The organism is Pseudidiomarina marina, from assembly GCF_044807045.1.
In the GTDB taxonomy this organism is placed as follows: domain Bacteria; phylum Pseudomonadota; class Gammaproteobacteria; order Enterobacterales; family Alteromonadaceae; genus Pseudidiomarina; species Pseudidiomarina marina.
The window spans coordinates 895863-915094 of record NZ_CP085233.1; the positions used below are offsets into that span (position 1 = coordinate 895863).

18 protein-coding genes are annotated in these 19232 nt (G+C 46.3%); 16 read left to right on the forward strand and 2 right to left on the reverse strand.

Annotation, left to right across the window (positions count from 1 at the left end; all coding sequences use genetic code 11):
• Window positions 1–27: 27 nt before the first annotated feature.
• The 8 genes from LG272_RS04275 (at window position 28) to LG272_RS04310 (ending at window position 10470) form a co-directional block, all read left to right on the forward strand.
• Window positions 28–1842, forward strand: a complete 1815-nt coding sequence (locus tag LG272_RS04275; RefSeq protein WP_404409784.1) for a M1 family metallopeptidase — start codon at window positions 28–30, stop codon at window positions 1840–1842.
• A gap of 9 nt (window positions 1843–1851) precedes the next feature.
• Window positions 1852–2907 carry an NAD(P)-dependent alcohol dehydrogenase gene (locus tag LG272_RS04280; protein WP_404409785.1) on the forward strand — a complete coding sequence of 352 codons (1056 nt, stop codon included), beginning with the start codon at window positions 1852–1854 and terminating at the stop codon, window positions 2905–2907.
• A 94-nt stretch (window positions 2908–3001) separates the two neighbouring features.
• On the forward strand, window positions 3002–4150 hold the full coding sequence (gene metK / locus LG272_RS04285) for a methionine adenosyltransferase (protein ID WP_126760338.1): 1149 nt from the start codon (window positions 3002–3004) through the stop codon (window positions 4148–4150).
• 79 nt (window positions 4151–4229) lie between these two features.
• Window positions 4230–6242, forward strand: coding sequence for a transketolase (gene tkt, locus LG272_RS04290; protein WP_404409786.1), 2013 nt, complete (start codon window positions 4230–4232; stop codon window positions 6240–6242).
• Window positions 6239–7264 (forward strand): glyceraldehyde 3-phosphate dehydrogenase NAD-binding domain-containing protein, encoded by a 1026-nt coding sequence (locus LG272_RS04295; RefSeq protein ID WP_126760336.1) that lies wholly within the window; start codon window positions 6239–6241, stop codon window positions 7262–7264. The genes tkt and LG272_RS04295 overlap by 4 nt, the downstream gene beginning before the upstream one ends.
• Before the next feature lie 34 nt (window positions 7265–7298).
• Complete coding sequence (locus LG272_RS04300) at window positions 7299–8483, forward strand: phosphoglycerate kinase (RefSeq protein ID WP_126760335.1); 1185 nt, start codon at window positions 7299–7301, stop codon at window positions 8481–8483.
• Between the two features lie 36 nt (window positions 8484–8519).
• Complete coding sequence (gene fba, locus LG272_RS04305; protein ID WP_126760334.1) at window positions 8520–9584, forward strand: class II fructose-bisphosphate aldolase; 1065 nt, start codon at window positions 8520–8522, stop codon at window positions 9582–9584.
• A gap of 91 nt (window positions 9585–9675) precedes the next feature.
• Window positions 9676–10470: a YdiY family protein gene (locus tag LG272_RS04310; RefSeq protein ID WP_241968020.1), complete on the forward strand. Its 795-nt coding sequence runs from the start codon at window positions 9676–9678 to the stop codon at window positions 10468–10470.
• Window positions 10471–10493: 23 nt separating this feature from the next.
• Here the strand turns inward: LG272_RS04310 and LG272_RS04315 are convergent, their stop codons facing one another.
• The gene (locus LG272_RS04315; RefSeq protein ID WP_126760333.1) at window positions 10494–11240 is read right to left on the reverse strand and encodes a TerC family protein; all 747 of its coding nucleotides are present in this window, start codon (window positions 11238–11240) and stop codon (window positions 10494–10496) included.
• Window positions 11241–11410: 170 nt separating this feature from the next.
• On the opposite strand from LG272_RS04315, the gene LG272_RS04320 reads away from it, so the two are divergent.
• From LG272_RS04320 to tgt, 7 genes are all read left to right on the forward strand, one after another.
• Entirely contained in the window at window positions 11411–12091 is a 681-nt protein-coding gene (locus LG272_RS04320; protein ID WP_126760332.1) for a TIGR00153 family protein, read from the forward strand.
• Window positions 12092–12106: 15 nt separating this feature from the next.
• On the forward strand, window positions 12107–13375 hold the full coding sequence (locus LG272_RS04325; RefSeq protein WP_404409787.1) for an inorganic phosphate transporter: 1269 nt from the start codon (window positions 12107–12109) through the stop codon (window positions 13373–13375).
• Between the two features lie 113 nt (window positions 13376–13488).
• On the forward strand, window positions 13489–14031 hold the full coding sequence (locus tag LG272_RS04330) for an RNA polymerase sigma factor (RefSeq protein WP_404409788.1): 543 nt from the start codon (window positions 13489–13491) through the stop codon (window positions 14029–14031).
• A complete protein-coding gene (locus tag LG272_RS04335; protein WP_404409789.1) occupies window positions 14028–14591 on the forward strand; it encodes a hypothetical protein in 564 nt (187 codons plus the stop codon). Before LG272_RS04330 ends, LG272_RS04335 begins: the two co-directional genes overlap by 4 nt.
• A 22-nt stretch (window positions 14592–14613) precedes the next feature.
• Window positions 14614–15510, forward strand: a complete 897-nt coding sequence (locus tag LG272_RS04340) for a hypothetical protein (RefSeq protein WP_404409790.1) — start codon at window positions 14614–14616, stop codon at window positions 15508–15510.
• A 130-nt stretch (window positions 15511–15640) separates the two neighbouring features.
• Window positions 15641–16687, forward strand: coding sequence for a tRNA preQ1(34) S-adenosylmethionine ribosyltransferase-isomerase QueA (gene queA, locus LG272_RS04345; RefSeq protein ID WP_404409791.1), 1047 nt, complete (start codon window positions 15641–15643; stop codon window positions 16685–16687).
• A gap of 52 nt (window positions 16688–16739) precedes the next feature.
• A complete protein-coding gene (tgt, locus tag LG272_RS04350) occupies window positions 16740–17855 on the forward strand; it encodes a tRNA guanosine(34) transglycosylase Tgt (protein ID WP_404409792.1) in 1116 nt (371 codons plus the stop codon).
• Here tgt and LG272_RS04355 read toward each other — a convergent pair.
• Window positions 17848–18477: a MarC family protein gene (locus LG272_RS04355; RefSeq protein WP_126760328.1), complete on the reverse strand. Its 630-nt coding sequence runs from the start codon at window positions 18475–18477 to the stop codon at window positions 17848–17850. The genes tgt and LG272_RS04355 overlap by 8 nt on opposite strands.
• 398 nt (window positions 18478–18875) lie before the next feature.
• Here LG272_RS04355 and rpsU point away from each other — a divergent pair, with 398 nt between their 5' ends.
• On the forward strand, window positions 18876–19091 hold the full coding sequence (gene rpsU / locus LG272_RS04360) for a 30S ribosomal protein S21 (protein ID WP_034733010.1): 216 nt from the start codon (window positions 18876–18878) through the stop codon (window positions 19089–19091).
• Window positions 19092–19232 lie beyond the last annotated feature (141 nt).

The window sequence follows — 19232 nt, forward strand, 5'->3', positions numbered from 1 at the left end:
TACATGTATCTGTCGCGATTCGTAATAATGTTGAGTTCTATTGTTGCTTTGGTGGCGGGTCAACCTGCTCAAGCAGAAGATGTCCACAGTTACGCACGTTTGAATCAAGTGTCGACGCCGCACCTTGAACTGAACTTAACGGTCGATTTTGAAGCGCGTCAATTAAAAGGTCATGCAACCTATACCTTGGCTCGTCATGATAAAACCACGCAGCTTTATCTCGACACCAGTGATTTAACTATCGAACGTGCAGAATTGTTAATCGATGACCAGTGGCAGCCAACGAAGTTTACTTTAGGCGATGTTCACCCAAGCCTAGGCCGCGAATTAATTGTTGATATTGGTAGCGTGGCCAAGCAAGTGCGTATTCATTACCAAACCGCACCAACAGCAAGTGGTTTGCAATGGTTAACGCCAGAGCAGACAGCGGGCAAAAAGCATCCGTTTATGTTTAGCCAATCCCAACCAATACATTCGCGTAGCTGGATTCCAATTCAAGACAGCCCAGCATTACGATTAACCTACAACGCCACCATCACCACACCAAAAGGCCTATTGGCAGTGATGAGCGCCGATAACAGCTTAAGTGATGAGCGTCCTGGAACCTATGAATTCGCCATGCCCCAACCGATTCCCCCTTACTTGATTGCGATTGCCGCAGGTGATTTAGCGGTTAAGTCAATTAGTGAAAATGTTGCGGTGTTTGCAGAACAGTACATTTTAGAAGACGCCGCTTGGGAATTTGCGGATACCCCAGCCATGATTGAAACCACCGAAGCAATGTATGGGCCATACCGCTGGGATCGCTACGATTTACTCATTCTGCCGCCGAGCTTTCCGTTTGGTGGTATGGAGAATCCACGGTTGTCTTTTATCACGCCAACTGTTGTTTCCGGCGATCGGAGTTTAGTAAACCTTATTGCACATGAACTTGCACATAGTTGGTCAGGTAATCTTGTCACAAATGCAAGCTGGCGCGATTTGTGGATAAACGAAGGCTTCACGAGCTACGTTGAAAACCGCATCATGGAAGCTTTGTTTGGTGAGCGCCGCGCGAACATGGAGCTAGCACTAGGGTACCAGGACTTATTAGATGACATGGAGCGTTTAAAACCGCAGGATACCGTGCTCAATATCGATTTAGGCACGCGACATCCTGATGATGTTTTCTCCCAAGTACCTTATGTAAAGGGCCAATTGTTCTTGGTTTACCTTGAGCAAAAATTTGGTCGCGACATGTTTGACAAGTTTTTGCGTCAGTACTTTGAAGATTTCGCGTTTCAAAGTATTTCAACGGAGCAATTCAAAAAATACCTAAAGCGTCAACTTCTCGATAAACAGCCAGACACCGTCACCATGAGTAAAATCAACGAGTGGTTGCATGAGCCAGGTTTACCAGAAGATGCACCAAAGCCGACGTCAGATGCATTTACTCAAGTAGAACAACAGATGCAGCGGTGGTTGAAAGGCGGTCAGTTACAAACTGATAAATGGACAACGCACGAATGGTTGCACTTTATCAACAATCTGCCTTTAGATATCTCTGCCAACAACATGGCGCGACTCGATCGCGAGTTTAATTTAACGAACATTCAGAATAGTGAAATTGCACATGCCTGGTTAAAACTGGCGATTGTGAAAAAATATGAACCAGCGCGCGAAAGATTGCGTAGTTATTTGCTAACGATCGGTCGGAATAAGCTGGTTAGTCCACTTTACCGTGAACTAGCGAAAACTTCCGATAATTTAAAATGGGCACGTGAAGTCTATCAGCAAGCAAAACCAGGCTATCACCCATTAACTCAAACCGTGAATGAAGCGTTGTTATACGGTGACAATTAAGGAGTAACCATGCCAAAAGCATTAGGATTTGCGGCTCAAGCAGCCGATAAGCCGCTTGAATATTTCGAGTTCGAACGTCGTGACCCCACCGAAAACGATGTTGAAATAGAGATAGCCTACTGCGGCGTTTGTCACTCTGATCTGCATCAGGCTCGTAATGAATGGGGCGGTACTGTGTTTCCATGTGTGCCAGGCCATGAAATTGTCGGTAAAGTCACGCGCGTTGGTAAAAAGGTCACCAAATATCAAGTTGGCGATACCGTTGGTGTTGGTTGTATGGTGGATTCGTGTCGCACCTGTGCTAACTGTGAAGATGGCTACGAGCAGTATTGCGATAATGGTTTTGTTGGAACCTATAATGGTGAAGATAAACACTCTGGTGGGGTGACCTTCGGTGGTTACTCAAATCGTATCACTGTTGACCAAGATTTCGTTTTGAAAGTATCAGACAAGCTCGATCTAGCCGGCGTTGCCCCGCTACTTTGTGCTGGTATCACCACTTATTCACCATTACGTCATTGGGGTGTGCGTGACGGTCATAAAGTCGGTGTGGTTGGCTTGGGCGGACTTGGTCACATGGCGGTTAAATTAGCCAAGGCCATGGGTGCTGAAGTAGTACTGTTTACGACATCGCCAAGCAAAGTTGAGGATGCTAAACGTCTTGGCGCTGACCATGTGGTCATTTCAAAAGACGAAGAGCAAATGAAAGCATGGCGTAATCGCCTTGATTTCATTCTTAACACGGTTGCAGCGCCACACGACCTGGATGCTTACCTGACGCTACTGCGCTTGAATGGCACCATGACATTAGTCGGCGTACCCGCTGAATCGCATCCGTCACCTGCGGTATACAACTTAATTGCAAAACGACGCAGCTTAGCCGGCTCGTTAATTGGTGGTATCGCAGAAACTCAAGAAATGCTGGATTTCTGTGCTGAACATGGCATCACTTCAGATATTGAGATGATTGCCATGGACGACATTAACGAAGCATATGAGCGGATGCTCAAAAGTGATGTGAAATATCGCTTTGTTATTGATATGGCGACATTAAAACAGAAATAAAGACTTTTAGACGTCTAAATGTAGAAAAGTGGGTGTGGTTCAGTTAAACTACGCCCACTTTTTTCTTCCCAACTTTGATTAGAGATTGCAAAGCATGGCACAGCATTTATTCACTTCTGAATCCGTATCAGAAGGTCATCCGGACAAAATTGCCGACCAAATTTCTGACGCGGTACTTGATGCGATACTCACACAAGATTCGCGCGCACGCGTCGCCTGTGAGACCTATGTGAAAACCGGCATGGTGCTTGTCGGCGGCGAAATTAACACCAACGCTTGGGTGGACATTGAAGAAATAACCCGTAATACAGTTCGTAATATTGGTTATGTGCACTCAGATATGGGATTCGATGCCGACTCATGCGCGGTACTAAATGCTATTGGTAAGCAATCACCTGATATCAATCAAGGGGTTGATCGCGGTAGTTTAGAAGAGCAAGGTGCTGGCGACCAAGGTTTGATGTTTGGCTACGCCTCGAACGAAACTGACGTGCTGATGCCAGCACCAATTACCTACGCGCATCGTTTAGTGCAGCGTCAAGCGGAAGTGCGCAAGAATGGCACACTACCGTGGTTGCGCCCCGATGCAAAATCTCAGTTAACCTTTATTTATGAAGATGGCCGTCCGGTAGGTATCGATGCCGTGGTTTTGTCGACCCAGCACCACCAAGATATCAGTCAAAAAGACCTACGCGAAGCGGTGATTGAAACGATTATCAAGCCGGTATTACCAGAAGAATGGTTTCCGAAAAGCCAAGAGCGCATTTTTATCAATCCAACTGGTAAGTTTGTTATTGGCGGGCCAATGGGTGACTGCGGGCTAACTGGTCGTAAAATTATCGTCGATACATACGGCGGTATGGCACGTCACGGCGGCGGCGCATTCTCTGGTAAAGATCCGTCGAAAGTGGATCGCAGTGCCGCTTATGCCGCACGTTACGTGGCGAAGAATTTAGTAGCAGCCGGCCTTGCAGAGCGCCTTGAGATTCAGGTGTCTTACGCGATAGGTGTTGCGGAGCCAACGTCAATTAGCATTGAAACCTTCGGTACTAGTGAGCACAGCGAAGAAAAATTGATTGCTTTAGTTCGCAAGCATTTTGACCTACGCCCATACGGTTTAATTCAAATGCTTGACCTCGAGCGCCCAATTTATCAACCAACAGCGGCTTATGGTCACTTTGGTCGTGATGAGTTCCCGTGGGAAAAAACGGACAAGGTTGAAGCACTCCGAGCTGATATCTAATTTGCGTCAAAGCCCCGAATTGTGGAGAATACGCGCACCATTTGTGCATTTTTCCTTACGCTAAAATTCGGGGTTTGTTATGACAACAGCAGTAACTGAGCGAAAATACCTAGCCAATGCTATTCGTGCGCTGAGCATGGATGCCGTGCAACAAGCGAATTCTGGGCATCCAGGCGCGCCTATGGGCATGGCGGATATCGCCGAAGTACTGTGGCGCGACTTCTTAAAGCATAACCCTGCCAACCCGAATTGGGCCGACCGTGACCGGTTTGTTTTATCAAATGGTCATGGTTCGATGTTAATTTACTCACTGTTGCACCTCACAGGTTACGAACTTGATCTGAGTGAGCTAAAAAACTTCCGCCAATTGCATTCAAAAACACCAGGTCATCCAGAATATGGCTATGCACCGGGAATAGAAACCACCACGGGCCCGCTTGGGCAAGGCGTCACTAACGCCGTTGGTATGGCACTAGCAGAAAAAACTTTGGCGGCACAATTCAACCGTCCGGGTCATGACGTGGTTGATCACTACACCTACACCTTTCTTGGTGACGGCTGTTTGATGGAAGGTATTTCTCATGAAGCCTGTTCACTAGCAGGAACGTTAGGCCTCGGAAAGTTAATCGCATTTTATGACGATAACGGCATTTCAATTGATGGTGAGGTTGAGGGCTGGTTTACCGATGATACGGCGAAACGCTTTGAAGCTTATAATTGGCATGTTATTGCCGACGTTGATGGGCATGACGCCAACGCAGTAAAAGCCGCAGTGGAAGCCGCACGCGCTGAAACGAGTAAACCAACGTTAATCATTTGCAAAACCATAATTGGTTTCGGCGCTCCGAACAAACAAGGCACAGAAAGTTGCCATGGTGCGCCATTAGGTGCCGATGAGATTGTTGCTGCGCGTGAGCAGTTAGGCTGGCAGCACGGACCATTTGAAATACCTGACGACGTTTATGCTGCTTGGTCTGCTAAAGAAGCCGGAGCCAAAGCTGAAGCCAACTGGCAACAGCGCTTCAACAGCTACGCGCAGGAATATCCAGAGTTGGCCGCTGAATTAAAGCGCCGTTTATCCGGCGATTTACCAAATGATTTCGTGGCACAAGCTGATGCCTATATTGCCAAGCTTCAAGCCGAACCAGCGGATATTGCGAGCCGCAAAGCATCGCAGAACGCACTGAATACCTATGGTCCGTTATTGCCAGAGCTGCTCGGTGGCTCGGCTGACTTAGCAGGGTCGAACCTAACACTGTGGCGCGGCTCCAAAGGTATTAGCAAAGATGATGCCAGTGGTAATTACGTATTCTACGGTGTTCGCGAATTCGGCATGTCGGCCATCATGAACGGCATTGCCTTGCATGGTGGGTTTACACCATACGGCGCCACCTTTTTGATGTTCATGGAGTACGCGCGCAACGCGGTTCGTATGGCTGCGCTGATGAAGCAGCAAAGTATTTTCGTCTACACTCACGATTCAATTGGTCTTGGTGAAGACGGACCTACCCATCAGCCGGTTGAACAAATTGCTAGTTTGCGTATGACACCGAATATGAGTACATGGCGTCCGTGTGACCAAGTTGAGTCTGCTGTTGCTTGGAAATACGCATTAATGCGCAAGAACGGACCGACGTCACTAATTTTCAGTCGTCAAAATCTTGCACAACAACAGCGCAATAATGACCAACTGAAAAACATCGAACGTGGTGGCTATGTTTTACTTGATTGCGAGCAACCACCTGAATTGATTCTCATTGCAACAGGCTCTGAAGTTGCGCTTGCTGTGAGTGCAGCGAAAACGTTGCAAGCGTCAGGACATCAAGTGCGCGTTGTTTCAATGCCAGCAACTGATGTGTTTGAGCAGCAAGATGCAGCCTATCGTGAGCACGTATTACCAAGTGCTGTCACGAAGCGCATTGCGGTTGAGGCTGGTATTGCCGATTATTGGTACAAATATGTGGGCCTAAATGGTCGTATTATCGGTATGACCAGCTTTGGGGAGTCAGCGCCTGCAGGTGATTTATTTAAGCACTTTGGTTTCACCACTGAAAATGTCATTGCGACCGCACAGGAACTATTAAACGCATGAGTGTAAAACCAGCTCGTATTGGTATCAATGGATTTGGACGTATTGGGCGCAGTGTACTGCGCTCACTCTACGAGCGCGGTTATCGCAACCATATTGAAGTTGTTGCGATTAATGAGCTGGCGCCCGTTGAGGCGATGGCTCATTTACTAAAATACGACACCAGTCATGGTCGATTTCAAAGCCCAGTTGCTGTTCGCGATGAACATCATCTTGAGGTTGGCGGTGATCGCATTGTGGTGTCAGCGGAAAGCGAAATTCGAGATTTGAACTGGCGTGATCTGGCGCTTGATTTGGTGTTAGATTGCACCGGTGTTCATGGTGATCCTGAGCATGGCGCCGCCTATGAAAAAGTCGGCGTTCCAAAGGTTTTGTTTTCGCAACCAGGCAGTGCAGATTTAGATTTCACCGCAATCTATGGCGTAAATTCGGATGCTATTGAGGCTCACCACAAATGGGTCTCGAATGGCTCGTGTACCACAAACTGCATCGTGCCAGTTATCAAAGTACTTGATGAAGCCTTTGGTATCGATAGTGGCGCCATTACAACCATTCACGCCGCCATGCATGATCAACAAGTCATTGATGCCTATCACACTGATCCGCGTTTAGCACGTGCTGCTGGGCGCTCTATTATTCCGGTCGATACGCGCTTAGCTCGAGGTATCGAGCGAATTCTACCGAAGTTCGCTGGACGCTTTGAAGCAATCCAAGTACGCGTGCCAACAACGAATGTCACGGCAATGGATTTAAGCGTCACGGTAAATACGCCAGTGACTGTGACGCATGTCAATGAGGTGCTGTCTGATGCTGCGCGCGGGCCAATGGCAAGCATTTTAGGTTTTGTTGATGAACCGTTAGTATCGATAGATTTTAACCATGACCCACGCTCAAGCATTGTTGATGGCACCCAAACACGTGTAGCAGATAAGCGATTAATTAAAGTGTTGTGCTGGTGCGATAACGAGTGGGGATTTGCAAACCGCATGTTAGATACCGCGCAAGTGATGCTTGCACGGAATTAATTACTGATTTGAAATGAATAGACGAGGCAAAGATATGTCAGCTGTAATTACCATGGCGGATTTAGATCTTGAAGGATTGCGAGTTCTCATTCGCGAAGATTTGAACGTACCTATTAAAGATGGCAAGGTCACTTCTGATGCGCGCTTACGTGCAGCGATGCCGACTATCCAAGCCGCACTCGCGGCTGGTGCAAAAGTGATGGTGATGTCACACTTGGGCCGTCCGGAAGAGGGCGTTTACGACGCTGAATTTTCCATGCAACCCGTTGTTGACTACTTAAACGATGCATTAGATGTTCCAGTTCGCCTCGCCAAAGATTACCTTGACGGTGTTGAAGTAAATAGCAACGAAGTGGTTGTGTTTGAAAACATTCGCTTTAATAAAGGCGAAAAGAAAAACGACGATACGTTGGCACAAAAATTAGCGGCGTTATGCGATGTATTTGTGATGGATGCCTTTGGTACCGCACACCGTGCACAGGCATCAACACATGGTGTTGCTAAGTTTGCGGATGTGGCGTGTGCTGGGCCGTTACTGGCTGCCGAGCTAGATGCTTTAGGTAAAGCGCTTGCAAACCCGGCGCGTCCGCTCGTAGCTATAGTAGGTGGCTCAAAAGTTTCAACCAAGCTGACGGTTTTAGAGTCGCTATCAAGCGTAGTTGACCAATTGATTGTTGGTGGTGGTATTGCGAATACGTTCATTGCTGCGGCCGGTCATAACGTTGGTAAATCATTGTACGAAGAAGATTTAATCGATGAAGCCAAACGTCTTGTAGCGGCGGCACAAGCAAAAGGTGGTGACATTCCGTTACCTTCTGACGTGGTTACCGGTAAAGAATTCAGTGCAGATGCGAAAGCAGAGACTAAATCAGTCGACAGTATTACTGCAGATGACATGGTGTTCGATATCGGCCCTGATACAGCAGAAGCTTTTGCAAAGATTCTTGAACAAGCCGGCACCATTGTGTGGAATGGTCCAGTGGGCGTATTTGAATTTGATCAGTTTGGTGAAGGTACTAAAGCTCTCGCGCATGCTATTGCAAACAGTAAAGCATTTTCGATTGCTGGCGGTGGCGATACACTGGCGGCAATTGATAAGTACGGCATCGCTGATAAAATTAGTTATATCTCAACCGGCGGCGGTGCATTTTTAGAATTCTTAGAAGGTAAGAAATTACCTGCTGTCGCGATTCTGGAAGAACGCGCGTTAAATGGCTAATACGCCAAACCAAATAGGAAATTAGGAGAATATTACATGGCATTGATTTCATTACGTCAGTTGCTTGATCACGCAGCTGAAAATAATTACGGCGTACCGGCATTTAATGTAAACAATCTTGAGCAAATGCGCGCCATAATGGAAGCTGCAGATGCAACCGATAGCCCAGTTATCGTTCAAGCTTCAGCGGGTGCGCGTAGCTATGCTGGTGCCCCGTTTTTGCGTCACTTAATTTTGGCAGCAATTGAAGAATGGCCACATATTCCTGTGGTTATGCACCAAGATCATGGTACATCACCAGCCATTTGTCAGCGTTCAATTCAACTTGGCTTTAGCTCAGTAATGATGGATGGTTCGTTAAAAGAAGATGGTAAAACACCAGCAGACTATGATTACAACGTGAAAGTAACGCAAGAAGCTGTCGCCATGGCGCATGCTTGCGGTGTATCCGTTGAAGGTGAGCTGGGTGTTTTAGGCTCGCTTGAAACAGGTGAAGCAGGCGAAGAAGACGGCGTTGGTGCAGAAGGTAAATTAACGCATGACCAATTGTTAACGGACCCAGAAGAAGCCGCACAGTTTGTTCGTGCAACCAATGTTGACGCATTAGCTATCGCTTGCGGAACCTCGCATGGTGCCTATAAGTTTTCGCGTCCACCAACCGGTGATATTTTAGCGATTGATCGCATTAAAGAAATCCACAAGCGCATTCCAAACACGCATCTAGTAATGCATGGTTCATCGTCAGTGCCGCAAGAGTGGTTAAAAGTAATCAACGAATTTGGCGGTGAGATTCCAGAAACCTACGGCGTGCCAGTAGAGCAAATTGCAGAGGGCATCAAACATGGCGTGCGTAAAGTTAACATTGATACCGACTTGCGTTTAGCCTCAACGGGTGCGATACGTCGTCACTTGGCACAAAACACCAGCAACTTCGATCCGCGTAAATATTTGAAGGCTTCAACTGACGCCATGTACGAAATTTGCAAGGCGCGTTACGAGGCGTTTGGTTGTGCAGGCCAAGCCAGCAAAATTAAAGTGATATCGCTTGAGGAAATGTTTAAGCGCTACGAACGGGGCGAATTAGACGCTAAAGTGAACTAAATCACCCTTAGCGAGCGAAACCTTAATCTGTATAATGAAGGGTGAGGTTTCGCTGGAATTGCGAATAAAAAAGAAAGGAAAGGGGGTCCATGTGCGCTTAACATTATTATCATTAGCCCTAGTTACAGTCGTTGGGTTCGCTAGCCCGACTGCTTCTGCAAGTATTTTTATGTATGACGATGCCAGTGATCTAGATACCGAGACCAAATCGGAATGGGACGCTAGTGCGGAAATAGGCTTGCTGTTCACGTCGGGTAACACTGACACAGAGACTTTTAAGGCCAAGCTGAACCTTGCACGCGACGTTGAAAATTGGCGTCATAAAGGTGTTATTGATTACTATCGTTCAGAACAAAAAGACCAAGCGACAGGCGATACCATCTTAACGGGTGACAAAACGTTTTTATCTGCTCAGAGTAACTATAAGTTCTCGCCTGAAAGCCGTTCATCAGTTTTTGTATTCGGCTCATATGAGGAAGATAAATTCAGCGGTTACGAGTATCAAGGCACGTTCGCAGTAGGTTATGGTGCGCGTTATCGTTATAGCGAAGCGCTGTATGCTGATTACGAAGTGGGTCCTGGTTACTCAATTAACAAGCCGATTGTTGGTGGTGTTCCGCAAGAACAAGAGAGCAGCGCGATTCTGCGTTTAGCGGGTAACCTTGTTTGGGATATCTCGAAAAACTCGAAATTCAACGCGTTAGCGTCTACCGAAGTTGGTGAAGAGAATACTAAGACCCGTGCTGAAGTTTCGATTTCTGCAAATGTGAACAGTTCACTTGCGCTGAAATTCTCGGTGGCTGGCTCTCACAACTCTTATTTAGAAGATGAGAGCAAAGAAAAGCTCGACACCGAAACAGCAGTAACGCTGGTTTACTCTTTCTAACCTGTTGTAAGTATTGCGACGGACTATTGTCCGTCGCCAATACGTTTCTTCAAATGAACAGGCTCTCGATGCTTCCGGACGCGCAAGTTCAGTAGCTCGACGCCCAGACTAAATGCCATCGCAAAATATACGTAGCCTTTCGGAACGTGGAAGCCTAAACCTTCTCCAACCAAAGTAAATCCGATAAGTATTAAGAAGCTCAATGCCAGCATTTTTATAGTCGGGTGCGCATCAACAAAATCGCCAATTGATTTTGCCGCAACTAACATCACCAACACAGCAACAACAACCGCGATAATCATCACACTGACATGATCCACTAATCCAACTGCGGTAATCACTGAATCGAGCGAAAAAACGATATCGATAACAGCAATCTGCGCGATAATTGCCCCAAATGTCGCAGCCTTACCTGCCGACTTATGAGACTCGGCACCTTCCAAAGAATGATGTATTTCAAGTGTGCTTTTTGCCAGCAAAAATAAGCCACCGCCTAGCAAAATCAAATCTCGACCTGAAAACGAGTATTCCAGTACCGAGAAGAGTGGCTTGGTGAGGCCCATGACCCAAACAATCGCTAATAGCAGCGCAATACGCATGCCCATTGCAAGCATCAAACCGATCTGTCTCGCTTTGTGACGTTGCTCCGCAGGCAAGCGGCCCACTAAAATTGAAATAAAGATGATATTGTCTATGCCCAGAACAATCTCTAGTAGCGTTAGGGTCAATAACGCAAGCCAAGCTTCTGGCATCATGATCCACTCGAACATTTTCCTTAATACTCCAAGCTGTGATGTGACTTTTTCACAATAAATAGGTTATTGTTTAAGCACAATAGTTAAATTATTCTTTGCGTGACTTATTAATCTTCGTTAGTATTCGCGCACCTGAAATCAGGTATAACTAACGTATATTTCCGCAGCAACAAAGGCGAACTTTTATGTCTGCAAACTCGTTTCTTGGTGTATTTGCCAAGTCACCGATCAAACCGATGATCGAGCATATTGATCAAGTGCACGATTGTGCGATGACCTTAAAACCTTTTTTCCAAGCCGTCTATGCAGGTGACTGGGAAGAAGCTGAAATCCACCGAAAAGAGATCGTCAAAAAAGAAAAAGCAGCTGACGACCTTAAACGCGAAATTCGATTGAATCTTCCTGGCGGATTGTTTATGCCAGTTGAGCGGACTGATTTATTAGAATTGGTATCGCAGCAAGATCGTATTGCCAATAAAGCAAAGGATATTTCAGGCTTGATGACTGGCCGTGAAATGCAAATCCCTGCCTCAATGGTTGAAGGTTTCGATGCTTATTTATCGCGTTGCCTAGATGCTACCGATAAAGCTAAAGAAACAATTGGTGAGTTTGATGATCTGCTTGAGGTTGGCTTCAAAGGTCGTGAACGAACCATCGTTGATAAGATGATTTCTGAACTGGATGAAATTGAGCAAGACACCGATGCACTTCAAGTAAAATTGCGTCGTCAATTGCGTGCCCTTGAGCAGGATATGAATCCGCTTGACGCCATGTTCTTGTATCAAATTTTAGATTGGGTTGGTGATTTGGCCGACCTAGCCGAGCGCGTGGGTGCACGTTTTGAGCTCATGCTTGCACGAGTCTAAGTCGGGGTAATTTAGATGGATATTTTAAGCACTTATAGCATGACATTGATCGTGCTAGCGGCTGTATTTGGTTTGTTTATGGCATGGGGCATTGGTGCGAACGACGTTGCCAATGCGATGGGAACATCTGTTGGTTCCAAAGCCCTTACAATTAAGCAAGCCATTGTTGTTGCGATGATTTTTGAATTTGCTGGCGCCTATTTGGCGGGTGGTGAAGTCACCTCAACCATACGAAAAGGCATTATTGAGTCAGCCTATTTTGTTGATACACCAGAATTGTTGGTGTTTGGCATGATTGGTTCATTGCTCGCCGCTGGAACTTGGTTGTTGATCGCGTCTTGGGCAGGTTGGCCAGTATCAACGACGCATTCAATCATTGGCGCGATTGTAGGCTTCTCGGCCGTTGGCGTTGGAGTTGAATCAGTCAATTGGGGCTCGGTAGTCGGCATTATCGGTAGCTGGATAGTAACGCCGATGATTGCAGGTATTATCGCCTACTTCGTATTCTTAAGTGCCCAAAAGCTTATTTTTGACAGCGAAAACCCATTGAACATGGCGAAGCGTTATGTGCCTTTTTACATGGCACTGACAGGCTTCATGATTTCGCTTGTAACTATCAAGAAAGGCTTAAAGCACGTTGGTATCGAGTTAAGCAGTGTTGAAGGATATTCACTTGCAATCAGTATTGCCGTTGTTGTCGGTATTTTGGGTAAAATCCTCATTTCACGTTTGAAGTTTGATCCTGCCGCTGACAAAGACATGCACTACACCAACGTAGAAAAAGTCTTTGCTGTTCTGATGATTGTAACGGCTTGTGCTATGGCATTCGCACACGGTTCAAACGACGTAGCTAATGCAATCGGTCCATTAGCCGCTGTTGTCAGTGTGGTAGAAAGTGGCGGTGAAATTGCCTCGAAAGCGAAGCTTGCTTGGTGGGTACTTCCGGTTGGTGCATTTGGTATTGTGCTCGGTTTGGCAATGCTGGGCCGTCGTGTTATTGCAACCATTGGTAAAGGCATCACACACTTAACACCAAGCCGCGGTTTTGCTGCTGAGTTGGCTGCAGCGACTACGGTTGTTATCGCATCAGGTACAGGCTTACCAATTTCAACCACACAAACGTTGGTTGGTGCGGTATTAGGTGTTGGGATGGCTCGGGGTATCGCAGCATTAAACCTTGGTGTTGTGCGTAATATCGTGGTGTCATGGGTCGTCACACTCCCTGCCGGCGCTATCATGTCGATTATTTTCTTCTTTATCATTAAGGCCGCTTTTGGCGTTTAATGACTATCGAAATGAGAAAAAGAGCACTTCGGTGCTCTTTTTTTTGTCTATGAAAAACTTTTTAGAATTCCTGTGCGACTATATGAGCAACAAGTTAAAAGGAATCAATCACTGTGTTTGCACCGTCGGACAAACGTTTAGTTAAACAGGCGTTATTAAACAATAAGCAAGCTTGGTTGCAGCTGATTAGTCGCTACGAAGGGTTAGTCTTTAACTATGCGCTACGTATGGTCGGAAATCGTGAAGACGCGCTAGATTTGATGCAAGAGGTGTTTCTATCGGTTTTTCGAAATCTAGCAACTTGGCGCGGCGAGAGTTCATTCAAGAATTGGTTAATGACCATTGCCCACCATCGTTGTATTGAACATTACCGACGTCGCAAGCCGACTACCGATGATAGTGAAATAGCGAATTACGCGAGCGACGATGAATGGCATAGTCCTGAGCAAGTTTATGTCGGACAACAGCGCGGCCAACAACTATTTCTGGCGATGCAGAAGCTACCGTTAGAGCAACGCATGGTGGTTGAATTGAAGTTTTTCCAACATATGCAACTCGCCGATATTGCAGGTCAACTGAATGTTCCCTTAAACACGGTGAAGTCGCGATTATATGGTGCAGTAAGTAAATTACAAGAATGGGTGGAGGCTGTATGAGTAAGCCACAAGATTTCGAGCAATGGTTAAGTGAAACTGCTGCAAACCTAGAAGATGAGCCGGTTCCGCACTGGCCTCGTGAAAGTACGTTTCGTCCAAACTATGTTGAGGTAAAACGGTGGTGGCAGAAACCGTGGTTACCGATGACGTCGTTAGCCGCATCAATATTTGCCGTAGTGTTGGTGCTCGGCCAGATGCAAATTGAAACCAACCAGCATGGCTTTTCAATAAGTTTTGGTGGTGCTGATGAAGCTAAATTAGAGGCACTGATTGCCGAACGCTTAAATCAATACGGAGCACAACAACAGGTTGTATTAGCGAACTATGCAAATACGTTGCGTAAAGATTTTCGAGAAGATTTTCGTACAGAGATGGCACAAGCTAATCAACAACTCGCTGATTATATGTTGGCAGTCAACAGGCAAGAACGCGAGAACGATCTTACTGACCTGATTCGCTACGTGAATGAGCAGCGTCAAGATGACCAATATTATTTTGCCAATCAGTTGCAGCAATATGCGGATGGTTGGGTACAACAAGTTGGTTACAGCAACCAATAACAGCTTTAAATAGGAGCTATTTATGTTACGTCAGCAAGTACTCACTTTATCATTTGTCGTTATGTCGGCGGCTGGTTGCGCGACTGTTGCCGCGCAGGCTCAGCAAAGCAATCTGTCTCAGCGCGATGCGTTGAAACAAGAACTGGAAGTTATGAATAGCATTTTTGAAACAAAGTTATCGCAACGTCGTGACGAGGGGGATGGGGAGCGTCCTAAACATTTCCGCTCGCAACGATTAAGTTTCGATTATTTAGCGGGGCAGGGGGTGGTTTATCACGTTAACTTTGAGCGCCATTTTAATTTTGACTTCGATTTTGATTTCGGCGCACCAATGCCGCCAGATGCACCATTACCCGAAATAATTATCGGGAAGCGAGTGGTTAATAATGGTAGCGAAGAAATAGAAAAAACTTACCGAAATGTGACTGAGGCTGGTTTAGCGGTTGGTGAGCTCGTGCGTGAATTGCAGGAACAACGCCGGCAAGTACGAGATTTAGAGTTTGCCATGAATAGCGCTGAAGGCGATGGTCGTAAGCAGATAGAAAAAGAACTAGCAGAAGCGCGGGAAGAACTAGCAACCGTTAGAGCCACCTTAGATAAACAACGGCAACAACTGAGAGCCGCGAGCTCTGAAGTTCAAGCCAAACAACAACAACGCCTAGAGGCTCGAACTGAACGACTGCATCAGGAAGTACTGGCATTTGAGCAAACGTTAGCTGAGACGCTATGCACTTATGGTGCAACACTGAAATCATTACCGAGTAATGAAAACATCAGCTTTGTATTGCAAGGCGCCGGCGATAAAGATTCCGGTGGAAATGACAAGGTGTATATATTTGATAAGCAGATGCTTGTTGACTGCCAAAATAATAATAGTTCAAGTGATCTTTTATCAAAGGCTGTGACGTATTCATTTTGACCGGTCTCCACGATCGGTTGTCATCTCGTTTTTAGCGCGCCTCCTACGGCGCGCTTTTTTTTACCTTCACTTTTTTTCAAGCCGTAAAAACGGTAAAGTACGCGCCAATTGAATTTGTGATGAAACCGCCATGAATGTTAAAGATTTTAGCTTTGAATTACCTGATGAATTGATTGCGCGTTATCCGCAACCGGAGCGCAGTTCCAGTCGTTTATTGTGCCTGAACGGCACAACTGGTGCGGTGACACACCAAACCTTCAAAAATATTGTGGACCACATACAAGCGGGTGATCTGCTTATTTTTAACGATACCCGAGTGATACCGGCGCGAATGTTGGGTGAAAAGGTATCTGGCGGTAAAGTTGAAGTGTTGGTTGAGCGGATTATCGACGAACACCGCGTGCTTGCGCATTTGCGTAGCAATCGCTCGCCGAAGCCTGGCGCAAAAATGATTTTAGAAGGCGCAGTGGAAGTCGAAATGGTCGGTCGCCAAGATGCGTTGTTTGAGTTGCAGTTCAATACCCAAGAGCCGGTACTAAATGTGCTTGAGCAATATGGACATATGCCATTACCACCTTATATCGACCGTCCGGATGAGGACAGCGATCGCGAGCGCTATCAAACCGTCTACAACAAAAAGCCAGGAGCAGTAGCCGCACCCACAGCGGGACTTCATTTTGACGATGCAATATTGGCACAATTACGTGAAAAGGGCGCGGAGTTTGCCTATGTGACGCTACACGTAGGCGCAGGAACATTCCAGCCGGTGCGTGTTGATAATATCGAAGAACATCACATGCATAGTGAATATGCTGAAGTACCAGAAGAAACCATCAACGCAATTGCAGCAACGCGTCAGCGCGGTGGTCGCGTGATTGCAGTCGGCACAACATCGGTTCGTTCGCTCGAATCGGCAGCACAAGCCGCGAAGCAAAAGGGTGAAGCATTACAGCCATTCTTTTCTGATACCGATATCTTTATTTACCCAGGGTATGAATTCCAAGTTGTGGACGCCATGATCACCAACTTTCATTTGCCAGAATCGACGCTGATTATGTTGGTGTCGGCTTTTGCCGGACGCGAGCATGTGCTTAATGCATACAGTGAAGCCGTGCATGAACGTTACCGGTTCTTTAGTTATGGCGATGCAATGTTTGTGACCCGAACTGAGCGCTAAGGTATACTAAGCGCCTCGGACTGTTTTTCCGTGATAATTTATCGGTGAAAAAATGAAATTTGAATTATTGAAAACCTCGGGCAAAGCGCGCCGAGGCCGTATGGTTTTTGATCGCGGTGTCGTTGAAACACCTGCTTTTATGCCAGTAGGTACCGCAGGTACCGTAAAAGGCATGACGCCAGAAGAAGTTAAAGCAACAGGTGCTCAAATTTGTTTGGGTAACACCTTCCACCTTATGCTACGTCCAGGTACGTCGATTATTAAGCAACACGGTGATCTGCATGACTTTATGAATTGGGACAAACCAATTCTGACCGATTCAGGTGGCTTCCAAGTTTTTAGTTTGGGCGAGCTACGTAAAATTACCGAAGAAGGTGTAACTTTCCGCTCGCCAATTAACGGCGAGAAAATTCTTCTCACCCCTGAGAAGTCGATGGAAGTGCAACGCGACCTTGGCTCAGACATTGTCATGATTTTCGACGAGTGCACGCCGTATCCTGCAACACAAGCCGAAGCGCGCTCGTCAATGGAGTTGTCATTGCGCTGGGCGGAACGTTCTAAAACCGCACACGGCGATAATCCATCGGCATTATTCGGGATTATTCAAGGCGGTATGTACGAAGAGTTACGTACTATTTCGTTGGAAGGACTCACAGATATTGGCTTTGATGGTTATGCCATTGGTGGCCTGTCAGTTGGTGAGCCAAAAGAAGATATGATGCGAATTTTGGATCATATCGCGCCAGAAATGCCAATTGATAAACCGCGCTACCTGATGGGTGTCGGTAAACCAGAAGATTTAGTGGAAGCCGTACGTCGTGGCGTGGATATGTTTGACTGCGTGATGCCAACGCGAAACGCCCGTAATGGTCATTTGTTTGTTAGTAATGGTGTGGTGAAAATCCGTAATGCGGTTCATCGTACCGATACCGGGCCACTTGATCCTGAATGTGATTGCTACACCTGTAAAAATTATTCTCGCGCGTATTTGCATCACTTAGACCGTTCTAACGAGATGCTCGGTGGTCGCTTGAATACCATCCACAATCTGCATTTTTATCAGAAGGTCATGCAAGACTTGCGCGACGCCATTGATGAAGATCGCTTAGAACAACATGTCGCAGAGTTTTATGCCAAACGCGGCATGGAAGTACCCGCGCTTATATAGCGCGGGCAATATCGATAATATATGGCTTGATGCCGGCGAAGAAAAACTCGACGGCAATCAACATCACAATTAGGCCCATCAATCGCATTAAAATCTTACTACCACTGCGGCCAAGCTTTGCCATCAACTGACGACCAGTTGCTAATACAAAAGCCGTGAGAATACATACCGCGATGATTGCTGCGAATAAGCTAATGGTATTTGATGTTGCTGGGCTTTCTTGAATAAACAAGATTACCATGGTGATGGCACCAGGCCCTGCAACCATCGGAATACCAATTGGGGTGACTGCGACATCCGAGCCAAAATCACTTTCGGTCTCGCCATCAACTCGTTTTGGCACAGTGCGACCGCGTAGCATCTCAAACCCCATCACGAAGAATAAAATACCACCGGCAACCCGTAACCCGTTCACTGAAATATTAAAGAAGCTAAAAATTGCTTCGCCTACTAATGCAAATACACAAAGAGCAATACAAGCGGTAATTGCCGCCCGCATCGCAACCCAACGCGCTGCCTTTGGTGCCATCGCTTCAGTGAGTGCAATATAAATCGGTACCGCAGCAATGGGGTTGATCATGGTGAATAAAGAAGTGAATTGAAATAGAAAGGTATCCAACATGACATGCTCCAGGCAAAAGTAAGAACGTATAGTTTACAAACTAATCGGCAGAACTGCATGATTTTTAAATTATTTTAGATAAAACTAAAGTTATGCGTCAGTTATCGTCGCATAGTTGTGCGAGAATGCTAGGCGAGCTGGCACGTTACGTTGGTTCATAACGCTATTGGAAGTGTCGCCACACCCCAATGTGAGCCTGTTCAGCCTGTCTCACAGTGGTGACACTTCCTTCCCCAAAACATACTCATTTAAATTGATCTTAGGCTTTACATCAGGATCTGAACTCGCTACAATTCAGCACCAAATTTAATCGTGGTGGTTATTTTTTAACCAGATTTATTCATCCACAGTTGATTCAACTAATTCAACAACAGAATTTTCATTGAGGTGAGATTTTAATGCCAGTTGTTAAAGTAAAAGAAAACGAGCCGTTTGACGTAGCTCTGCGTCGCTTTAAGCGCTCTTGCGAGAAAGCAGGTGTATTATCAGAAGTTCGTCGTCGTGAATTCTACGAGAAGCCAACTTCTGAGCGTAAGCGCAAGAAAGCAGCTGCGGTTAAGCGTCACGCGAAAAAATTGTCGCGTGAAAATGCACGTCGCACTCGTCTGTACTAAGAAACTGGTACCGTAGCGGCACAGCCGATAGCGGTGTCACTACAGCACAGACCTCGAAGAGCCGGAATGAGTTAGACTCAGTCCGGCTTTTTCATATCTGGCTTGCACCAAACTCAAGTCAGAGTACAATCTAAGACACAA

Bases quoted from the DNA above. Each gene is read 5' to 3' on its own strand.
- tkt (WP_404409786.1), top strand. From the start codon at position 4,230: ATGACAACAGCAGTAACTGAGCGAAAATACCTAGCCAATGCTATTCGT.
- LG272_RS04300 (WP_126760335.1), top strand. From the start codon at position 7,299: ATGTCAGCTGTAATTACCATGGCGGATTTAGATCTTGAAGGATTGCGA.
- LG272_RS04320 (WP_126760332.1), top strand. From the start codon at position 11,411: ATGTCTGCAAACTCGTTTCTTGGTGTATTTGCCAAGTCACCGATCAAA.
- tgt (WP_404409792.1), top strand. From the start codon at position 16,740: ATGAAATTTGAATTATTGAAAACCTCGGGCAAAGCGCGCCGAGGCCGT.
- LG272_RS04355 (WP_126760328.1), bottom strand. From the start codon at position 18,477: ATGTTGGATACCTTTCTATTTCAATTCACTTCTTTATTCACCATGATC.
- fba (WP_126760334.1), top strand. From the start codon at position 8,520: ATGGCATTGATTTCATTACGTCAGTTGCTTGATCACGCAGCTGAAAAT.
- LG272_RS04325 (WP_404409787.1), top strand. From the start codon at position 12,107: ATGGATATTTTAAGCACTTATAGCATGACATTGATCGTGCTAGCGGCT.
- LG272_RS04335 (WP_404409789.1), top strand. From the start codon at position 14,028: ATGAGTAAGCCACAAGATTTCGAGCAATGGTTAAGTGAAACTGCTGCA.
- metK (WP_126760338.1), top strand. From the start codon at position 3,002: ATGGCACAGCATTTATTCACTTCTGAATCCGTATCAGAAGGTCATCCG.
- queA (WP_404409791.1), top strand. From the start codon at position 15,641: ATGAATGTTAAAGATTTTAGCTTTGAATTACCTGATGAATTGATTGCG.
- LG272_RS04315 (WP_126760333.1), bottom strand. From the start codon at position 11,240: ATGTTCGAGTGGATCATGATGCCAGAAGCTTGGCTTGCGTTATTGACC.
- rpsU (WP_034733010.1), top strand. From the start codon at position 18,876: ATGCCAGTTGTTAAAGTAAAAGAAAACGAGCCGTTTGACGTAGCTCTG.
- LG272_RS04280 (WP_404409785.1), top strand. From the start codon at position 1,852: ATGCCAAAAGCATTAGGATTTGCGGCTCAAGCAGCCGATAAGCCGCTT.
- LG272_RS04295 (WP_126760336.1), top strand. From the start codon at position 6,239: ATGAGTGTAAAACCAGCTCGTATTGGTATCAATGGATTTGGACGTATT.
- LG272_RS04340 (WP_404409790.1), top strand. From the start codon at position 14,614: ATGTTACGTCAGCAAGTACTCACTTTATCATTTGTCGTTATGTCGGCG.
- LG272_RS04275 (WP_404409784.1), top strand. From the start codon at position 28: ATGTTGAGTTCTATTGTTGCTTTGGTGGCGGGTCAACCTGCTCAAGCA.